Source organism: Paenibacillus sp. 1A_MP2 (assembly GCF_052244825.1).
In the GTDB taxonomy this organism is placed as follows: Bacteria; Bacillota; Bacilli; order Paenibacillales; family Paenibacillaceae; genus Paenibacillus; species Paenibacillus vandeheii.
Genome location: NZ_JBQQCS010000001.1, coordinates 2,290,879 through 2,307,598, shown reverse-complemented (window position 1 = coordinate 2,307,598; position 16,720 = coordinate 2,290,879). Strand labels below are relative to the sequence as shown.

General features: G+C 41.8%; 14 protein-coding genes. 3 read left to right on the top strand and 11 right to left on the bottom strand.

The genetic code is table 11. The features are described from left to right. Positions 1–113: 113 nt before the first annotated feature. Entirely contained in the window at positions 114–2,795 is a 2,682-nt protein-coding gene (locus tag ACTWJ7_RS11265) for an S-layer homology domain-containing protein (protein WP_301878166.1), read from the bottom strand. 199 nt (positions 2,796–2,994) lie between these two features. Between ACTWJ7_RS11265 and ACTWJ7_RS11260 the strand changes: the two genes are divergently transcribed. Next, entirely contained in the window at positions 2,995–3,852 is an 858-nt protein-coding gene (locus tag ACTWJ7_RS11260) for a pentapeptide repeat-containing protein (RefSeq protein ID WP_079350503.1), read from the top strand. Between the two features lie 148 nt (positions 3,853–4,000). Here the strand turns inward: ACTWJ7_RS11260 and ACTWJ7_RS11255 are convergent, their stop codons facing one another. The 10 genes from ACTWJ7_RS11255 to ACTWJ7_RS11210 form a co-directional block, all read right to left on the bottom strand. Beyond that, a complete protein-coding gene (locus ACTWJ7_RS11255; RefSeq protein WP_443145446.1) occupies positions 4,001–4,978 on the bottom strand; it encodes a diaminopimelate dehydrogenase in 978 nt (325 codons plus the stop codon). Between the two features lie 265 nt (positions 4,979–5,243). Next, the gene (locus ACTWJ7_RS11250) at positions 5,244–6,509 is read right to left on the bottom strand and encodes a serine hydrolase domain-containing protein (RefSeq protein WP_443145445.1); all 1,266 of its coding nucleotides are present in this window, start codon (positions 6,507–6,509) and stop codon (positions 5,244–5,246) included. Then, entirely contained in the window at positions 6,506–7,087 is a 582-nt protein-coding gene (locus ACTWJ7_RS11245; RefSeq protein WP_443145444.1) for a serine hydrolase domain-containing protein, read from the bottom strand. Before ACTWJ7_RS11245 ends, ACTWJ7_RS11250 begins: the two co-directional genes overlap by 4 nt. A gap of 236 nt (positions 7,088–7,323) precedes the next feature. Continuing rightward, positions 7,324–7,821: an alpha/beta fold hydrolase gene (locus tag ACTWJ7_RS11240; protein ID WP_443145443.1), complete on the bottom strand. Its 498-nt coding sequence runs from the start codon at positions 7,819–7,821 to the stop codon at positions 7,324–7,326. Between the two features lie 20 nt (positions 7,822–7,841). Continuing rightward, a complete protein-coding gene (locus tag ACTWJ7_RS11235; RefSeq protein WP_443145442.1) occupies positions 7,842–8,108 on the bottom strand; it encodes a hypothetical protein in 267 nt (88 codons plus the stop codon). Between the two features lie 546 nt (positions 8,109–8,654). After that, the gene (locus ACTWJ7_RS11230; RefSeq protein WP_064617367.1) at positions 8,655–9,005 is read right to left on the bottom strand and encodes a hypothetical protein; all 351 of its coding nucleotides are present in this window, start codon (positions 9,003–9,005) and stop codon (positions 8,655–8,657) included. Between the two features lie 212 nt (positions 9,006–9,217). Continuing rightward, positions 9,218–9,541, bottom strand: a complete 324-nt coding sequence (locus ACTWJ7_RS11225) for a hypothetical protein (protein WP_443145205.1) — start codon at positions 9,539–9,541, stop codon at positions 9,218–9,220. A 250-nt stretch (positions 9,542–9,791) separates the two neighbouring features. Beyond that, entirely contained in the window at positions 9,792–10,373 is a 582-nt protein-coding gene (gene gfa / locus ACTWJ7_RS11220; protein WP_443145204.1) for an S-(hydroxymethyl)glutathione synthase, read from the bottom strand. A gap of 25 nt (positions 10,374–10,398) precedes the next feature. Beyond that, entirely contained in the window at positions 10,399–11,514 is a 1,116-nt protein-coding gene (locus ACTWJ7_RS11215; RefSeq protein WP_443145441.1) for an S-(hydroxymethyl)glutathione dehydrogenase/class III alcohol dehydrogenase, read from the bottom strand. 279 nt (positions 11,515–11,793) lie between these two features. Then, positions 11,794–12,156, bottom strand: coding sequence for a winged helix-turn-helix transcriptional regulator (locus tag ACTWJ7_RS11210; RefSeq protein ID WP_443145440.1), 363 nt, complete (start codon positions 12,154–12,156; stop codon positions 11,794–11,796). A 381-nt stretch (positions 12,157–12,537) separates the two neighbouring features. On the opposite strand from ACTWJ7_RS11210, the gene fghA reads away from it, so the two are divergent. Together fghA and gshAB are read left to right on the top strand one after the other, a co-directional pair. Continuing rightward, positions 12,538–13,371 carry an S-formylglutathione hydrolase gene (gene fghA / locus ACTWJ7_RS11205; protein WP_443145203.1) on the top strand — a complete coding sequence of 278 codons (834 nt, stop codon included), beginning with the start codon at positions 12,538–12,540 and terminating at the stop codon, positions 13,369–13,371. Between the two features lie 108 nt (positions 13,372–13,479). After that, positions 13,480–15,738 (top strand): bifunctional glutamate--cysteine ligase GshA/glutathione synthetase GshB, encoded by a 2,259-nt coding sequence (gshAB, locus tag ACTWJ7_RS11200; RefSeq protein WP_443145202.1) that lies wholly within the window; start codon positions 13,480–13,482, stop codon positions 15,736–15,738. Positions 15,739–16,720: the final 982 nt, after the last annotated feature.

The window sequence follows — 16,720 nt, the reverse complement described above, 5'->3', positions numbered from 1 at the left end:
ATTTTTCCTAAGATAAATAAAGGGCAGTTCTCCCCGGGAGAGCTGCCCTTTATGTTAATTACGTTAGGATGCAACACAAGTGTATGTTCATTTCATATGTGACATGTGATTGGTTATGAATCCAGCATCTGCTGGATGCGAAGCAGAACCATTACCGCCTCAGCACGGGTGAGATTATCCTGTGGAGCAAACCTGTTATTGGCTCTGCCTTTGACAATACCGTGCTGTTGCAAGATTTGCACGTAGGGGCGTGCCCACAGGGCCACCTGATCCACATCATGGAAAGACGGTAACGCAGAATTCGCCGAATCCAATTCGTTCTTCAACTGAAAAGCTCTAACTACAATGGCAGACATCTCTGCCCGGGTTATGGCAAGATCAGGGGCATACTTTCCATTCGGATAGCCCTGCATAATGCCTGCTTCACTTACCGCTAATACGGCCTCGAGCCCCCAAGCCGGAATATTCTCCTGATCCTTGAAGCTACGCTGTGTTGCCTCTCTTTCCCTCAAAGGCAATTGAAGCATTCGTTGCAGCATAACGGCATATTCCAGCCGGGTAAGGATTTCATGCGGTCTATAGGTGCCATCTCCATACCCCTGCACAATGCCCTTTTGAGCCGCAATCGCCATCGCCCGATCTGCCCAATCCCTCTGCCCTTCAATGGCAATGAGATCTTGCCCGAGAGCAGGCCCCTCCTCCGATTCAGAAGACACTGTCTCACCCCGAACGATATCAATGTAATATTCCTTGGCCTCGTCATCCAAACCTTTGACACCGATCGTAACCGGATTGCTGCCAGGGTTCAGGTTCACCAGCGTAATATTGCCCTGCTGCGCCGGTGAGCCGTTCACCGTAATATTTTGTCCGATCACAGGCCAATGCAGGGTTACCGCAGAGGTATCTGCTGTCAATGTTAGCCGGTAGCGAAACTGCTCCGGGGAAAATGCAGGTTCAAGTTTGCCTGGCGAAACGTTCAGCCCTGTTAAGTTGGACGAGATGGCAGGTGCAGCCGGTGCACTTTGCTGTCCCATTGGAGATGAGGGAACACTTGGAACCAATGGGACAGATGGATTTTCTGGCTGCACAGGGGGTTCCTCTGGAGTCTCTGGATTTCCCGGGTTTTCCGGGTTTTCCGGGTTTTCCGGGTTCTCAGGTCCTCCCGGTTCCCCTGTAGCCGGATCAGTCTCTTGAACGACATGTAGGGTATAATTTCGTTGATTGATCCTGTCCGCCGCTGTAACTTCAATAACGACGTCCTGCGTTGGCGCAATTACAGGCACATTTACGCCCTGGCCCGATTGTGCAGACTGTCCATCAAGAAGCAGGCTGGCAGCGGGTTCATACGTACTGGCTGTTACCGTGATGGATGATGCATCCTTCGAGACTTGGATCGTATACTCTTCAAGCTCAGGATCGAATCCGGTCAAGGGCAATCCATCGATAGCCAGCTTGTGCAAACGGGCATCTGCTGCATTGGCAGTAAATTGTAGAACCTGGACTTGGCCCGCACCATAACCTTGTTCCCTGTCTTTCCGATACCTTACCCACACCTCTTCATTCCCGGGAAAAGTCGGTGATGGTTCAACGGCAAAGGAAGTATAGCTCACGCCAGCATTAGTTGAAAACTCCATATCGGGTGTTGTGCCTACAATAAGATTGGCTAGATCGTCCACGGCAATTTGTTCAGGCGCAGCAACCCGAAGGGCATACCATCCACCATTGTCGTCCCCGCCTAGAAACGAGTAACTCCCATCAGGGTTTTGTTTGGTGCTTGAACCTGATCCCTTTTCGGATAGGTGGTGAACCCACTGCATATTGCCTGCTTCATCGGTTTTCAATACAAGCATGTTCAGATCGCTATCCGTGCCTGATACCACATATCCCCCTTCAAAAGCCAGCTTTACGTCCACACCATGGTTTCCTACAGGATATGTCCTCATCCACTCTTGGTCCAGATTGGCATCCAGTTTAAGCAGCATGATCTCCTGTTTAGAGCCAATGACCACATTTCCCGTCAGAATATACCCAAAATCATTCACTGGTGCCATAGCCTCAATCGTTTCGCTTGCATCCGGTGTACCATATGTTCTCTGATTGACCTGCACACCTGCCAAATTCACTTCTGTCAGGAGCGCATCGGTATACCAGCTGACTCCATCCTGTTGGGTCGAACCTCCAATGAGGTGGGTGCCCTTAAAGGAGCGAAGGCTGGCGTGTATAAATTGATTATAGGGCTGCGCATAGGTTGTATTAAATATCTGACTGCTTCCTGGATTCAGCATGACTGCCATTGGGTCCAGTTCACCGTTTGCAGAACGCCGATAACCGGTTAACAGGATCAGTTCATGATCTGTCTTGAGCAAGGAGCTTACACTGCCCTCGACCACTACAGAAAAGGCAATCTCCTGATCTGCATTCAGTTTGCCAATGACGGATTGATTCAGATCATTGTTATCGATTGCTGCATACATGTACTCATTGTCCCGCAGCGGAATAACAGCTCTCACATCGTATCTCGGCTCCGTTCCCTCGGTCAGCTGTTTACGCCATAACTCCTTACCTTCCGCATCCGTTTTCAGCAGCGCACTCTGATTCCCGCTCCTGCCTGCCAAAATATATCCGCCATCCTCCGTTGGCTTGGCATCAATGACCGAAAACCCGTCATATCTGGTTACATCCACTTCCCACATTCGACCACCGGCGTCGGCATGCACGTTCGGTCCATACCCATACAACAGACTTGTCACCAATACTGCAATCCACAAACTAATTCCCGTCTTTCTTATCCGCATTTGTTCTCCCCCACATGACCAGCAGTGTAGTACCTGCAAATTGAATAACCCTATTTTAAGATTAAAATGCAAAGCCGGCGTCTACCCCCGGTAGAGATAACAAAACTCCTGATTCGAATTGATCGAATCCTAGTGTAATGGTAAAGTGGTACTGAACTGATTCAATCTGTTTTTTTTACTATTAAAGGAAGTGTGCATTTTGTCTAACCAACCATACACCACCACAGCCGGTCCTCATTTGAGCGCGGACTGCGAGCAATGTTTCGGTCTGTGCTGTGTTGCCTTGCCCTATGGCAAATCATCCGATTTTGCTTTTGACAAATCCAGTGGTACTCCCTGTCCCAACCTGCGTACAGACCATCGCTGCGGAATACATACCCAGCTACGGCAAAAAGGGTTCAAGGGCTGTACCGTGTATGACTGTTTTGGCGCCGGACAGAAGCTGTCCCAGATAACCTATGCAGGCAAGGATTGGCGAGATCATCCGGAATCCGCAAGCGAGATGTTCGATTGCCTACCTGCCCTGAGACAACTTCACGAGCTGCTCAGTTATCTGAATGAAATGCTGATGCGGTCGGAAACATCTACACTTCATGCGGCTCTGCGAGAAAGATATGAGGAGATACAGCATCTTGCCAATCTGGAGCCATCGGCCCTGCTGCGCCTGGACATTCCTGCTCATCGTGCGATGGTGAACGAGCTTTTGGTCAAGGCAAGTACATTGGTACGCGCCAGTGCACCACCCACGAGTCGTGAACATGGAAAGGGAAAGCCGAAGAGCCAAAAACGTACGGGAAGAGACTTCTTAGGAGCGAATCTGACAGGGGTTGATCTGCGAGGCGCGAGCTTCCGGGGTGCTCTGATGATTGCTTGTGATCTTCGCAATGCGGACCTGCGACATGCCGATTGGATTGGTGCCGACTTGCGTGATGCCCATCTTGGCGGAGCGGATCTGACCGGCGGCATTTTCCTGACACAATCCCAAATCAATGCAGCTAAGGGCAACGCCCGCACCAAGCTGCCCGTCCATCTGCATATGCCTGAGCATTGGTCTTAGGCATGATTCAGCCAATACGCGTAGAGCAGGATTGTACAGCAAATAGCCCGTCCTTCTTTAGGCGAAGGGCGGGCTATTATTTTCTATTTTACAAAGGATAAAAAGCCATTCAAATGCAATGCCCTGTTGACTTGCACTACCTACCGTATTATAACAGGTCGCGGCGAAGGTCCTCAGCCGACTTCGGAGACAGGTGACCCAGCGGAATATCAAATACCGTCTTCGCACCCTTCTGCCCTTCCAGGCTCAGACGCTGTGCAGCTCGGGCATACGCCACAAGCACGCTCGCTGTGAATTCCGGGTTGCTGTCCAGCTTCAGACCAAATTCAATAATTTGTTTCTGACCTGCGCCTGTAACTCCACTGCGAATGACAAACCCGCCATGCGGCATGCCTTCGTGCTCAGCCTTTAACTGCTCTTCAGTAATAAACGTCACCGTAGTATCGTAATCCGAGAAATAGTTCGGCATGGATACAATCGTTTCACGAATCTCATCCTGATTGGCACCCTCTTCAGCCACCACATAGCATTGACGCAAATGCTTGTCGCGTGTGGACAGTTCAGGTGTCTCTCCGGCACGAATGCGGTTAATCACCTCTTCGACAGGTACGGTGTACTGAACACCAGCTTTAACACCTGGAACACGGCGGATGGCATCCGAATGCCCTTGGCTGACCCCTTTGCCCCAGAATGTGTATTCTTTGCCTTCTGGCAGAATGGATTGAGCAAGCAGACGATTCATCGAGAACAAGCCCGGGTCCCATCCTGTCGAGATGACACTCACATGTCCGCCTTGCTCTGCCGCAGTATGAACTTCCTTATAGAATTCAGGGATTTTGGCATGTGTATCGAAGCTGTCTACCGTATTGAACAATTTGGCGATGGCAGGCGTCTGTTCCGGAAGATCCGTTGCCGAGCCACCACACAGAATCATGACATCAATTTTGCCTATGTATTGCTCAGCCGCAGAGATATGCTCGAAACGAACCTCTGTGCCTTCAGCGACCATCTGCTCCGGATTACGACGCGTAAAGACCGCAACCAGTTCCAGATCCTCATTTTGTGAAATGGCCTTCTCCACACCTTTACCCAGGTTACCGTACCCTACGATACCAACTTTAATCATGTTCAATCCTCTCCTGTCTTCATCTATAGTTGCCTACTACTCTAGTATAATGATATAACATACCATGTAACTTGTCAGGTTTCCAGTTCGAAATAAAAATACCTGCATTTGGCGGCATCGGGGCCACTTTTCATGCAAGGCAAGGTAAATTCATCCATTATTCAGTAAAAATGAATGGAAAGCATATTCCAATATCCCATATACGCTGTAAAAGCCAAAGCAATCACGGCTAATGCACCTCTTCCAATCGATACGCCTTTCCCTTTTACGGTACCTCGGACATTTTGCAGAAGCAGAATCCCCCAAGCAATGCAGCAATCCACGGAAGAGAGCACAGCCCCCATTGATACCAGAATGGAAATCCAGTACTCATATAAGTCAAACCATACACGATCTGTAGTGGCACAGCGATTCCATAGATTACCGCCATCACCCCGATCATTCTGGAGACCGGCCGTCGGTTACTGCTGAACCAACGAATGATGTAACGAATGAGCCATGTGATAGCTATGAAAATCCAAAATAAAATGAAGCACGCACACACAGCCAACAGAAATAACGAGGTATCCCACCAGGATGTTTGGGACATAGTCACCCCATTCAAACCAGTTGCCTTCCATTGTCCGTCCTGTTCATGAAACCATATGAACCGGCCTGCACCTTCCTCCTGAAAAACGCCTTCCTGAATGGGCACAAAGCGCTTATGCTGCTCTTCTTCTTCTTCTGGAAACGTTCCGCTAACGATCAGATTGTATCCATCTGCCCGAATCGTGTAACCACCTTTTTCAAAAAACTTGACCCATCTGCCCCAACCATGCTGTGGACTGAGCTGTAACATATAATGACCCTCATAGTTCTGCATTTGTTCTGCACTCTGTGGCGTTATTATAACCTGTGAGGTGTCTGTGTTTACTGGACCCAGCAGGTCCGTAATGGACTCCACAACCTGATTATGAAGCTGTACATCGGACTGCCCTGCATTGACGACAACATATATCCCGATCTGTCTGGAAGGGATCAGCACCATCTTGGATATGAATCCTTCCACTTCTCCCGTGTGGTAGACCATCGGTAAGGCATTAGACAGTTTGCCGAGAAAAAATCCATATCCCACCCCGTCTAGTTCCGGATGATCCGTATACTGTTCATGCTGCATCGTGTATACAGTTTCCGGCTTCAGCAAGGCGTTTCCCTTGTACATCCCCTCATTCAATTGAGCGATCATGAAATGTGCAAACTCATTCGGCGTTACACTAAGTCCACCCGCTCCCGGAATATTAAAATGCTGGTATGAGACCGGATGATATGTGCCTTCTTTATCCACATCGTAAGATAACGGAAGATCCGGACTCTCATCTGGCATATCCAACGCGGCTGTAGACATGCCAAGTGGCTGAAAGAGATGCTCCTTCATATATTCATCCAGCGACTGGCCACGAACCTGTTCAATGAGATTGCCGACCAGACCCAGCCCGGCATTGCTGTACTCATACCTGGTACCTGGTTCTCTGACAGGAGGCTGGTTTTTCACATACTGCTGTAAGAAAGATTCCGCCCGACCAACTCGTCTTGTGATGCTGCCACGGTACCATACAAGACCTGATCCAGTCCAGCCGTATGTGTAAGCAAATGGTGAAGCGTAATCGGCTGCTGATTAAATGTACCCAGCTGATACGAGGTCAGATAATCATTTACATCTGCATCCGTCTCGATCTCACCCTGCTCAACCAGCTGCATTGCAGCAGTGGCTGTGATTGTTTTGGTAAGTGAACCAATATGAACTTTTGTGTCCTGCGGGTCCATCCAGATCTGCTGCTCCACATTTGCATAACCGTAACCTTGACTGAAAATGATATCTTCCCCTTGAGTAATGACAACAGCAGCTCCCGGGATCTTCAATGTTCTGATTTGTTCTGATACCAGCGGGCTGACAGCCTGTTCCAACTCAGCTGCGGATAAATTTGTCCGATCAGCTGATTGAACAACAGGTGCTGCGTCAACTCTATCCGTTATACATACAACGGACACTGACAGTACAATTAAAGACAACAGGCAACTTGCCAACAACAAGGACAGAAATCTGCCGATGTCCCCCATCTTCTTTATCATCTCCCTCGTCTTCCTGTTCGCTATTTCGGCTAACGTTATTCACATGACATTGGATGGCTTAGCCATCTTCAGAATTTCATCGGCTACTACACCCGGTCGACTATGATGGATGTAGTGTTCGGCGTGTGGTATAACCAGCTGTATCCCCTGTCTCGACCATGAAGCGAAGTCTGCTTGATCTGCCTCCCACGCTCGACTGCCTTCGCTTGGCTTCTCTGAACCGGCTGTGAGAATGGTTAGCGGAAAGGAGAATTCCGTTTGTTCTCAAGCACACGGGCTGCGTTCACCTTGGAGTTCCGGATTTCTTCCATCACGTTGTCATTGTAAGCATGCTTCAGAGTCGATATGGTGACTGCCTTTTTCATCGATTCCGTCACCAGATCCGGGTCAATGACCAGGGATGCCATCATGCGATCGGAATGCAGCATTGTGCGCGCAACACCTGTTTTTACCAGAAAACGGATTGAATCAAAATACCATTCCGGTGTATCCATCTTCACGGTGTTGTAATATTCAGGACTTCCTCCATCAATCATCACCATGCCTGCCACCTCATCCGGATACATCTGTGCAAATCGAAGTGTTTCCAATGATCCCAGAGAATGACCAACCATAATGTAAGGAGGGCGTTGACCTGACGCTTGCAGCAATTGATGGATTTCCTCCGTAATGGTATCAATATCACGCGGCCGATCCGTGTAGTCGCTATATCCATAACCGAATCGGTCATACACCGCAATCCTCATCTGGGATTTCAACTTGTCATACAGCGGGCTAAAATCAACATAGGGATTGGGTGTCCCCAGCCTGAAGCCAACACCACCGTTGCTTTTCCTCTGCCAGTTGTGTAGAGATGCATATTGCGTCCGCTCACCTCATACAGCTTGCCTGGCAGAGGATAGGACTTCATATCCTGTGTTGATTGATAGGCCTCATACGCCGTACCTGCAAGCATTAGAAGACCCGCTGCGAACATCAGGCCTCCCAATACTTTTAATCCTCTCCGTAATCCCTTCTTCATCGGTTCTCTACCCCTTACTCCCCAAGATCTTGTTATGTATGTATTGTTCAATCCTACCCAAGAACTGGTGGAAACGGAACAATCCAGGGTCCAGTTCGTTCCCCAACCAAAGTCCAGTTTCTCTCCCCTACCTGTGGCGTAAAAAGATGTTAAGCCTTCCTGTCCTGCGGGGATGGATAACATGCCAAAAAACCGCAAATCTCCGACGACGGAAACTTGCGGTAGCACTTTTTAATGATCTTAAACCGACTTCTTCCCGGGCCATCTTGCAGCTACAGCTCCAGTGTTAAACCCACCGGGCAATGATCACTACCCATGACATGACAATGTAGCTTTAAAATAAAGTTTGATCAAAAGTTCCCGCAAAAGCTCATTTTTCGGGCAAATAAAAAGAATCCGTTTTGAAAAAATGATTGATCAAAATGGATTCTTTTCTTGTGGGTTAGTATACACTTTTTACACTTTTTAAAATAAAGTTTGATCACTTTCTACCCTTGACGTTCCACAATAGCGCCCGATTGCAGAAGATCACTGTTTGCAATTGAATTATTTATTCATATAAGCTTTGATTTCTTCTTCTGACATGGATGAATCGCATTTCACGTTTATTGTGTCACCATTAGTAAAAACGAAACCAGGAACCGTTGGAATGTCGTATTCATTACGGAAGGCCGTAATACCTTCCATATCAGATTTTTCCACACTATTTACATAGTAGATAGTAGTATCAGTTTCCTCAGCAACTTTTTTTAGTTTTTCAACGAATATTTGACAAAAAGGACAAACAGCCTTTCCAATATAGATTAAGGCTTCGGATTCCCCTTTTACCAATGCCTGTGCTTTTTCGGAATCGATTTTATCAAAACTAGCTACATTTTCTTCATAAGTAGTCATCATCGCTCAATCTCCTTTTTCTAATGTTATTACTATACAATAATGTGTAAATACTCAAATAAATTACGATTACGTGCTTGAATGTTCAATCCTATCAAAAATTGATGTGAAACACAAAAATTGATCTCAATCAAAATATATTCCTACGATTTGATAAATTCTTCCGTATGTCACAAGAGTTTACTCTACAATCTCGCGCACGTTAGCCTAATGTTTTAAAGTTCTATATATTTATTTTGTACCTGAACAAGAACGTATCTTTTAATCCACATTTGTGTAGCAACAGTTAATTGTTCATCCTCTTTCTCAAAGAACAGACCTGAGCCTTCTTTCGCTTCAAATTCCCAGCCGTTTGAACCAATCATTTGTTTAAGATTTTCATCGGCTATCGAAATACCGTCATTCTCGCTTCTTATGATATACCAAGTGGAATCATCGTCTGTTACGATCTCTATTATCTCTTCATCGGAATTTCTTAGTTTTTCAATTGCTACTTTTGCAGTTAGATTTTCTATCGGTAGAGGTTGATTTAGACCCACACCCTAAATAATGAATATACAAAAGCACTTACTCTGAAATAGAGTAAGTGCCTTTGCATATCTTTTCAATCTGCAGAATTCTTTAAAATATGTGAGATTGAAGCGAAACTTGAGTTTAAAAGGACTCTTGACGACAATAGTTTTTATAAACTAACAATTTTACGATTAATGAAGAACCGCTAGTTTATAAAAACAGAAAGCACATGTAACTAGTTTATTATTTCTTAATTACTACATTAAAATATAACTTTTATTCATTCAATGTGCCATTCAGTTCAGCAGTTTTAGTAGAAATTAAATCCATTAACTCAGGTGATAGGACATCATAGGTAGGTAATCCAATATCATTTAAATCTTTTCGGATATCAGCCATTTTTGAAGCCGGTGTACCTGTTTCGATTACAGACGAAACAAATGCTGCAAATTGTGGTGCAGACCACCCTTTATCCTCTGATAATTCTGTATGAACAAAATCTAAACCATAAAATGCATGATCTTTATTTTCTATACGACCAAATAAATGTGCTTTACATTCTTTACAAAAATGTCTTTGAATTGTAGCTGTTTCATCAACAATCTCTAACTTATCGCCGTTTCTAATGACATGAACTTTGTCACGAGGTGCTACAGCTACTAAAGAAAAATTGGCACCCTCTGGTTTCCAACACTTAGAACAACCACATGCATGGTTGTGCATTGTTTGTGAATCTACCTTGACTTCTACTTTATTGGATTCACAAAGACACTTTAGTGTTCCTCCTGCAAAGTCTTTTACTTCTGGATAATCATTAATCCCGTTATCTAATCTTGGATGTAATTTAGTGGTAGTCATATGTTTTCCTCCTTGAATATATTCATTATTTTTCATACGTTAACATCGTACGGATTGACTCACCCTTATGAAGCAAATCAAATGCTTCATTGATGTCTGTAAAGTTTAAGTGGTGTGTGATAAACGAATCGATATCGATTTCACCATTCATATAATCTTCAACCATTCCTGGAAGCTGCGTTCTGCCTTTCACGCCGCCAAAGGCAGAACCACGCCATACTCGACCCGTTACTAATTGGAATGGACGCGTATGAATCTCTTTCCCTCCAGCTGCTACACCGATAATAGTACTTTCACCCCAACCTTTATGACAACATTCAAGAGCAGACCTCATTACTTCAACATTTCCAATACACTCAAAGCTATAATCTACTCCTCCATCCGTCATTTCAACAATGACTTCTTGGATTGGTTTATCAAATTTAGCAGGATTTAGAAAATCAGTTGCGCCCATTTTTTTAGCTAATTCAAACTTATCTTCATTTAAGTCTACAGCAATAATTCGGCTTGCTTTTGCTTGAACCAATCCTTGAATAGCGGCTAATCCAATGGCTCCTAAACCAAATACGGCTGTCACAGCTCCTTCTTCCACTTTTGCTGTGTTGTGTACAGCGCCAATACCTGTAGTCACACCGCATCCAAATAGACCAATTTTATCAAGTGGCGCTTCTTTGTCAATTTTTGCTAAAGAGATTTCAGGAACGACTGTATATTCACTGAATGTACTTGTTCCCATGTAATGATAAATAGGCTCTCCATTATAAGAGAAACGAGTTGTTCCGTCAGGCATTAAACCTTTACCTTGAGTTTCTCGTACAGCACTACATAAGTTTGTTTTACCAGAACGACAGAATTTACATTCCCCACATTCAGCCGTGTATAGTGGAATAACATGATCTCCTGGTTCTACTGAAGTAACTCCTTCACCTACGGCTACTACAACACCAGCGCCTTCATGACCTAAAACGGCAGGGAATACGCCTTCTGGATCATCCCCTGATAATGTATAAGCATCTGTATGACAGACTGAAGTGTACAGTATCTTTACTAAAACCTCTCCGGCTTTTGGATCCTCTACATCGATTTCTACAATCTGAAGCGGTTCTCCCGCTTTAAATGCAACGGCTGCTTTACTTTTCAAATGAAACCCTTCTTTCTTTTGTTTTATAGCGTTACCATACCCATAATTACATATCAATATACCGTTGACAATACTGACATATTTGTCATCATGGACACATTAATACGTAAAAAATGTGAAACACTATGCTGTTTACATTTCCATGATTACATATCGTAATTCAAATTACCATACTGACAAATATGTCATAATAACCAAAAGTGTAATGGATAGGTACGCGAACTGAAAAATTAATGCCTGTTCTTTCTTTCTTACACCCATGCTAAGTATACATAGATGTTATTCAATCTCTGTTTTATTAGCGTCTCTTTCTAAAGAGTCGCTAAAAATATCTCCCCACTCACAGATTGAAGTTACAACAGATTCTAGGAGACAACCAATTTCACTTAGTTGATACTCAACTTTAGGAGGTACAACGGGATATACAGTTCTAGTAATTATGTTATCATCTTCTAATTCCCTTAACTGTCTAATTAACATGCGTTGATTGACTTCGGGAAGTTTTTTTTGCATTTCACTTAACCTTAATGGAGACTCCTGCATCAAACACCATATAATCACTATTTTCCAACGTCCACCTATAACTGATAAAGCCAAATCTTTTCCAGTAAAATAAGTTTTATCTTTATAATTAATTTCCAATTATATTCACTCTCTCTATAAGTATTGATATATCACGGTTTAAACCGTCGAAACGATATTAGAATGTCCTTTTGGTTTTCCGGAAATTCTCGCATATTAAGAATTCTAATCCTTGCCTTGTTTGATGCTCAGGTTAAGTTTTCTATAGAAGCAATCTCCGCATCATACCAATAGGGCTTCTTATTTACAAGTTGTCTTAAAGTTTTCTAACAGTAATGCTCCTTTCTTTTACTATTATAGCATAGTGACAAAAACGTCAGTATTGTAGATTGCATTTTATTATGTAATTATGGGTATGGATATCAATAAGGCATTTGGTTTACTTCATTAGTTAAATCAATCCGTACAATATAAACAAATGGAGAATGGAGAGTGAAATAAATGAGTCTTAAACTAATTGAACAACAACGCTCTTTTGATGGGGAACAACGTAAGTACATCCATTATTCAAAAGTTTTACAATGTGATATGACATTTAGTATCTACTTACCATCAAATAAAGAAAAGAAAAAAATCCCTCTTATTTGGTGGCTATCTGGATTAACTTGTACAGATGATAATTTTAGTCAAAAAAGTGGATTTCAAAGATTGGCTGAAAAATATCAAGTGGCAGTCATTATTCCTGATACTTCACCGCGCGGAGAAAACGTTGCTGATGATGATGCATACGACCTCGGACAAGGTGCCGGTTTTTATTTAAATGCAACACAAAATCCATGGGCAAAGAATTATCATATGTATACTTACATCACAGAGGAGTTAACAGGTATTACGTCCACTTTAGTACCTAAATTTTCAGGAAAAGAAAGTATAATGGGCCACTCAATGGGAGGTCATGGTGCTTTAGTAATTGGGATGAAAAATGCTGCAAGATTCAAAGCGATTTCTGCTTTTTCTCCTATTTCAAGTCCTAGTCAAGTCCCTTGGGGAATAAAAGCTTTCTCAACTTATTTAGGTGAAGACAAAGCTTCTTGGAAAGAATGGGATGCTTCAGAACTCATTAAAGCAACTGACACCCTCCCTATTCTTATTACACAAGGAACTGCAGATCAGTTTTATCCAGAACAATTGGAAGAAACGACTTTCTTAGAAAATGCCCAAGCAAATAACGTAGAAATAAACTATAAGCAAGTTAAAGGTTATGATCATAGCTATTTCTTCATCTCTACATTCTTGGAAGAACATTTCGAATTCCATATGAAGCAATTAAGATGATGCTTTTTAACAAATAAGATTTCGGAACGGTAAATATTCACATTTAATTAGATTGTGGATGTTTTTGATTGTTTTTAAAAGGTAAGAGAATAAGGAGGTATAGTTAATATGGATATTAAAAAAATATTAGTCAATGACCGTGTTAAACCATACTTATTAAAAGCCCGTTATGGGATTGAAAAAGAAAGTAATCGAGTTGACTTATCAGGAAATTTAGCTAAAACGGATCATCCTAAATCGATAAGAGATGAACACCCGTATATTCAGCGGGATTTTTCAGAAACACAGATGGAATTAATCACACCTGTTACTGAGACATTAGAGGAACTGTTTAATTACTTAGCAGCCATCCATGATGTTGCTTATCGTTCTATGGGTGATCATGAAATGCTTTGGCCATTAAGCATGCCACCACAGTTACCAGAAAAAGAAGAAGATATTGTTATTGCGAAATTGAAAAATGTTGAAAATGTTCTATATCGTCAATCTTTATCCAATTCTTATGGCCGTCGTAAACAAATGCTTTGTGGTGTTCATTTTAACTTTGAATTCGGCGATGAGTTAATCCAAGCGTTATTTAACTTACAATCGGAGATAAAAGATTATCTACAGTTTAAAACAGAGATTTATCTAAAAGTCACAAGAAACTATTTACACTATCGATGGTTAGTAACTTATTTTTATGGAGCTTCTCCTAGTAGCGAAAAGAATTTTTTTGAAGAAGATTCTTTGAATAGGGCAATAAGAAGCATTAGAAGCAGTAAATTTGGTTATACTAATTCTGATGATGTTCAAGTGTCTTATAGTAGTATACAGAACTATATATCAGATCTTTCTTTGATGGTTAAAAGAGGGCTTCTATCAGAAGAAAAAGAATTTTATGCATCTGTCCGTTTAAGAGGTGGACATCATGTTTCAGATTTAGAAGCTCATGGTGTTAGTTATCTTGAATTGCGAAATATAGATTTAAATCCTTTTGAAACGAATGGAATTAGCTATGAACAAGCAGAATTTCTACATCTTTTCTTATTTTATTTACTATGGAAAGAAGAAGGTAATAATTGTGATGAGTGGGTAAAAATGGGTGATTCTTACAATGATGTAGTGGCTCTTGAGCATCCATTAGAGCATACACAATTTGAAGTAGATGCTAAAAATATGATTGATGAAATGGAACATTTAGCAGAAATTTTAGATTTGACTATTTCAGATACGTTATTTGTTAACCTGAGAGAGATGCTAATGGACCCAAGTAAGACTTTAGCTGGAAGGCTTTATAAAGAGAGTGAAAAAAGCAGTCAAGGTCAAGTGGCTACGTGTATTGCGAAAGAAAACTATAAAAAATCATGGGATAAGCCATATCAATTAACAGGATTTACTGACTTGGAGTTGTCCACTCAGATTTTAATGTTTGATTGCTTACAGCAAGGAATAAAGGTAGAAGTTTTGGATCGGCAAGATCAATTTTTGAAGCTTCAATTAAAAGATCATGTTGAATATGTGAAAAATGGTAATATGACAAGTAAAGATAGTTATGTATCCCCTTTAATTATGGAAAATAAAACAGTAACAAAGAAAATTCTTCAACAACATGGATTACGTGTACCAACAGGTGAGGAATTTAATGATATAGAACATGCTTTAAATTCTTATAATATGTTTTCTGCTAAACCTTTTGTTGTAAAACCGAAAACAACAAACTATGGATTGGGAATATCAATCTTCAAAGACGAGGCAAATTACGAAGATTATCAAAAAGCAATCACACTCGCATTTAAAGAAGATTCTTCTGTACTAATAGAAGAGTTTCTCTATGGAACAGAATATCGATTTTTTGTGTTACATGATAAAGTTCAGGCGGTTTTATTACGAGTTCCTGCGAATGTTAAAGGCGATGGTAAACATACAATCGAAGAGTTAGTCATTGAAAAGAATCGTGATCCGTTAAGAGGAAAAGACCATAGGACACCTTTAGAAACTATACAATTAGGTGACTTGGAAAAACTTATGCTAAAAGGCCAAGGTTATCAAATGAATTCGATTCCAAAAAATGGTGAAATCGTCTATCTGCGTGAAAATTCTAATGTTAGTACAGGCGGAGATTCGATTGATGTGACAGATCAAATTCCCGATGACTATAAAAAAATAGCAGTGGATGCGGTATCTGCACTGGGAGCTAAAATTAGTGGTATCGATTTGATTATTGAAAATATAGAAGTTCCTGCAGCTAATAAAAATGCTTATGGGATTATTGAAGCGAACTTTAATCCATCAATGTATATGCATATCTATCCATATAAAGGAGAATCTCGACGTTTGACTATGCATATAATACACTTTTTATTCTCTGAACTATTACAAAGTTAGGAATCAAAGTTAGTCAAATTAGGGGTACCATAAGCAAAACGCGCTTATCTTAACTTCGATGTGAGAACTATTGAAATATCAACGGTTCTCACATCATTTACATGTATTTAATGTAAATGTTGGTTTACACGAGATGATCATTTTTTATGTCTTGTTAAGTAATGCGGATATTTAATCCACTGGGGCTATCGGTTACGTTCAGATGGCTTGACATCGAGCCTCTGCGGCCATGAAACTTGCGCCAGAGAACCAGCTTAATGCAGCTGGCTCTGCCAAACGAGGCTATCATGTCCGCTGCTCAATATAAAGCCTGGCTTCGATGGCGTATACCTCAGCACTCTCATTGTAAGTAGGATTCTACTCTAATTCGAGTAGCTGACTCATTTGGGATGTAATATTCAGCCTTTCTTTATTTACTATAAATACTATAAAAATTAGTATGGTTATATAGTTTTTAAAGAAATAAAAAAACGAATAACTTTACATTGAATACTGTAAAGTCACTCGTTTTGAATGGTTAAGATAAACGCATATTTACAACGTTAAGCTGTTGAAAGACAATAAAGTTATTTAATGTTCAAATTGCAAACATACATAACCCCGTTCTGAGTAGGGACGGGGTTAAAATAATAGTGTATAAATACTGTGTATAATACTTTCTGTCATTTCATAGTTTACTTTTTCCCTGATTGCATGGACGCTGGTATTACCCTAAATGGCCCGATTGTTGCATTTAAAAATACTGCTTATCAAAAGGATTTAAAGGAACAGCGAGTTCACCATCTATATACAATTCTGATTCACATGCAGGGCAGATATTTTGAAATTTATCTTCATTTTGTAAAATAGCTGTATACAGGTCCTTTAAAGAAATTTGATCTTTATACTTCTGTAAAGACTTCGTTGCCTCTTCACGCTCTCTTCGCCAGCTTTATCTCATAATTAGATAAATCATCAACATTTTTCTTTATAAATTGCTTAA

Bases quoted from the DNA above. Each gene is read 5' to 3' on its own strand.
- ACTWJ7_RS11265 (WP_301878166.1), bottom strand. From the start codon at position 2,795: ATGCGGATAAGAAAGACGGGAATTAGTTTGTGGATTGCAGTATTGGTG.
- ACTWJ7_RS11255 (WP_443145446.1), bottom strand. From the start codon at position 4,978: ATGATTAAAGTTGGTATCGTAGGGTACGGTAACCTGGGTAAAGGTGTG.
- ACTWJ7_RS11245 (WP_443145444.1), bottom strand. From the start codon at position 7,087: ATGATAAAGAAGATGGGGGACATCGGCAGATTTCTGTCCTTGTTGTTG.
- ACTWJ7_RS11235 (WP_443145442.1), bottom strand. From the start codon at position 8,108: ATGAAGAAGGGATTACGGAGAGGATTAAAAGTATTGGGAGGCCTGATG.
- ACTWJ7_RS11230 (WP_064617367.1), bottom strand. From the start codon at position 9,005: ATGATGACTACTTATGAAGAAAATGTAGCTAGTTTTGATAAAATCGAT.
- gfa (WP_443145204.1), bottom strand. From the start codon at position 10,373: ATGACTACCACTAAATTACATCCAAGATTAGATAACGGGATTAATGAT.
- fghA (WP_443145203.1), top strand. From the start codon at position 12,538: ATGAGTCTTAAACTAATTGAACAACAACGCTCTTTTGATGGGGAACAA.
- gshAB (WP_443145202.1), top strand. From the start codon at position 13,480: ATGGATATTAAAAAAATATTAGTCAATGACCGTGTTAAACCATACTTA.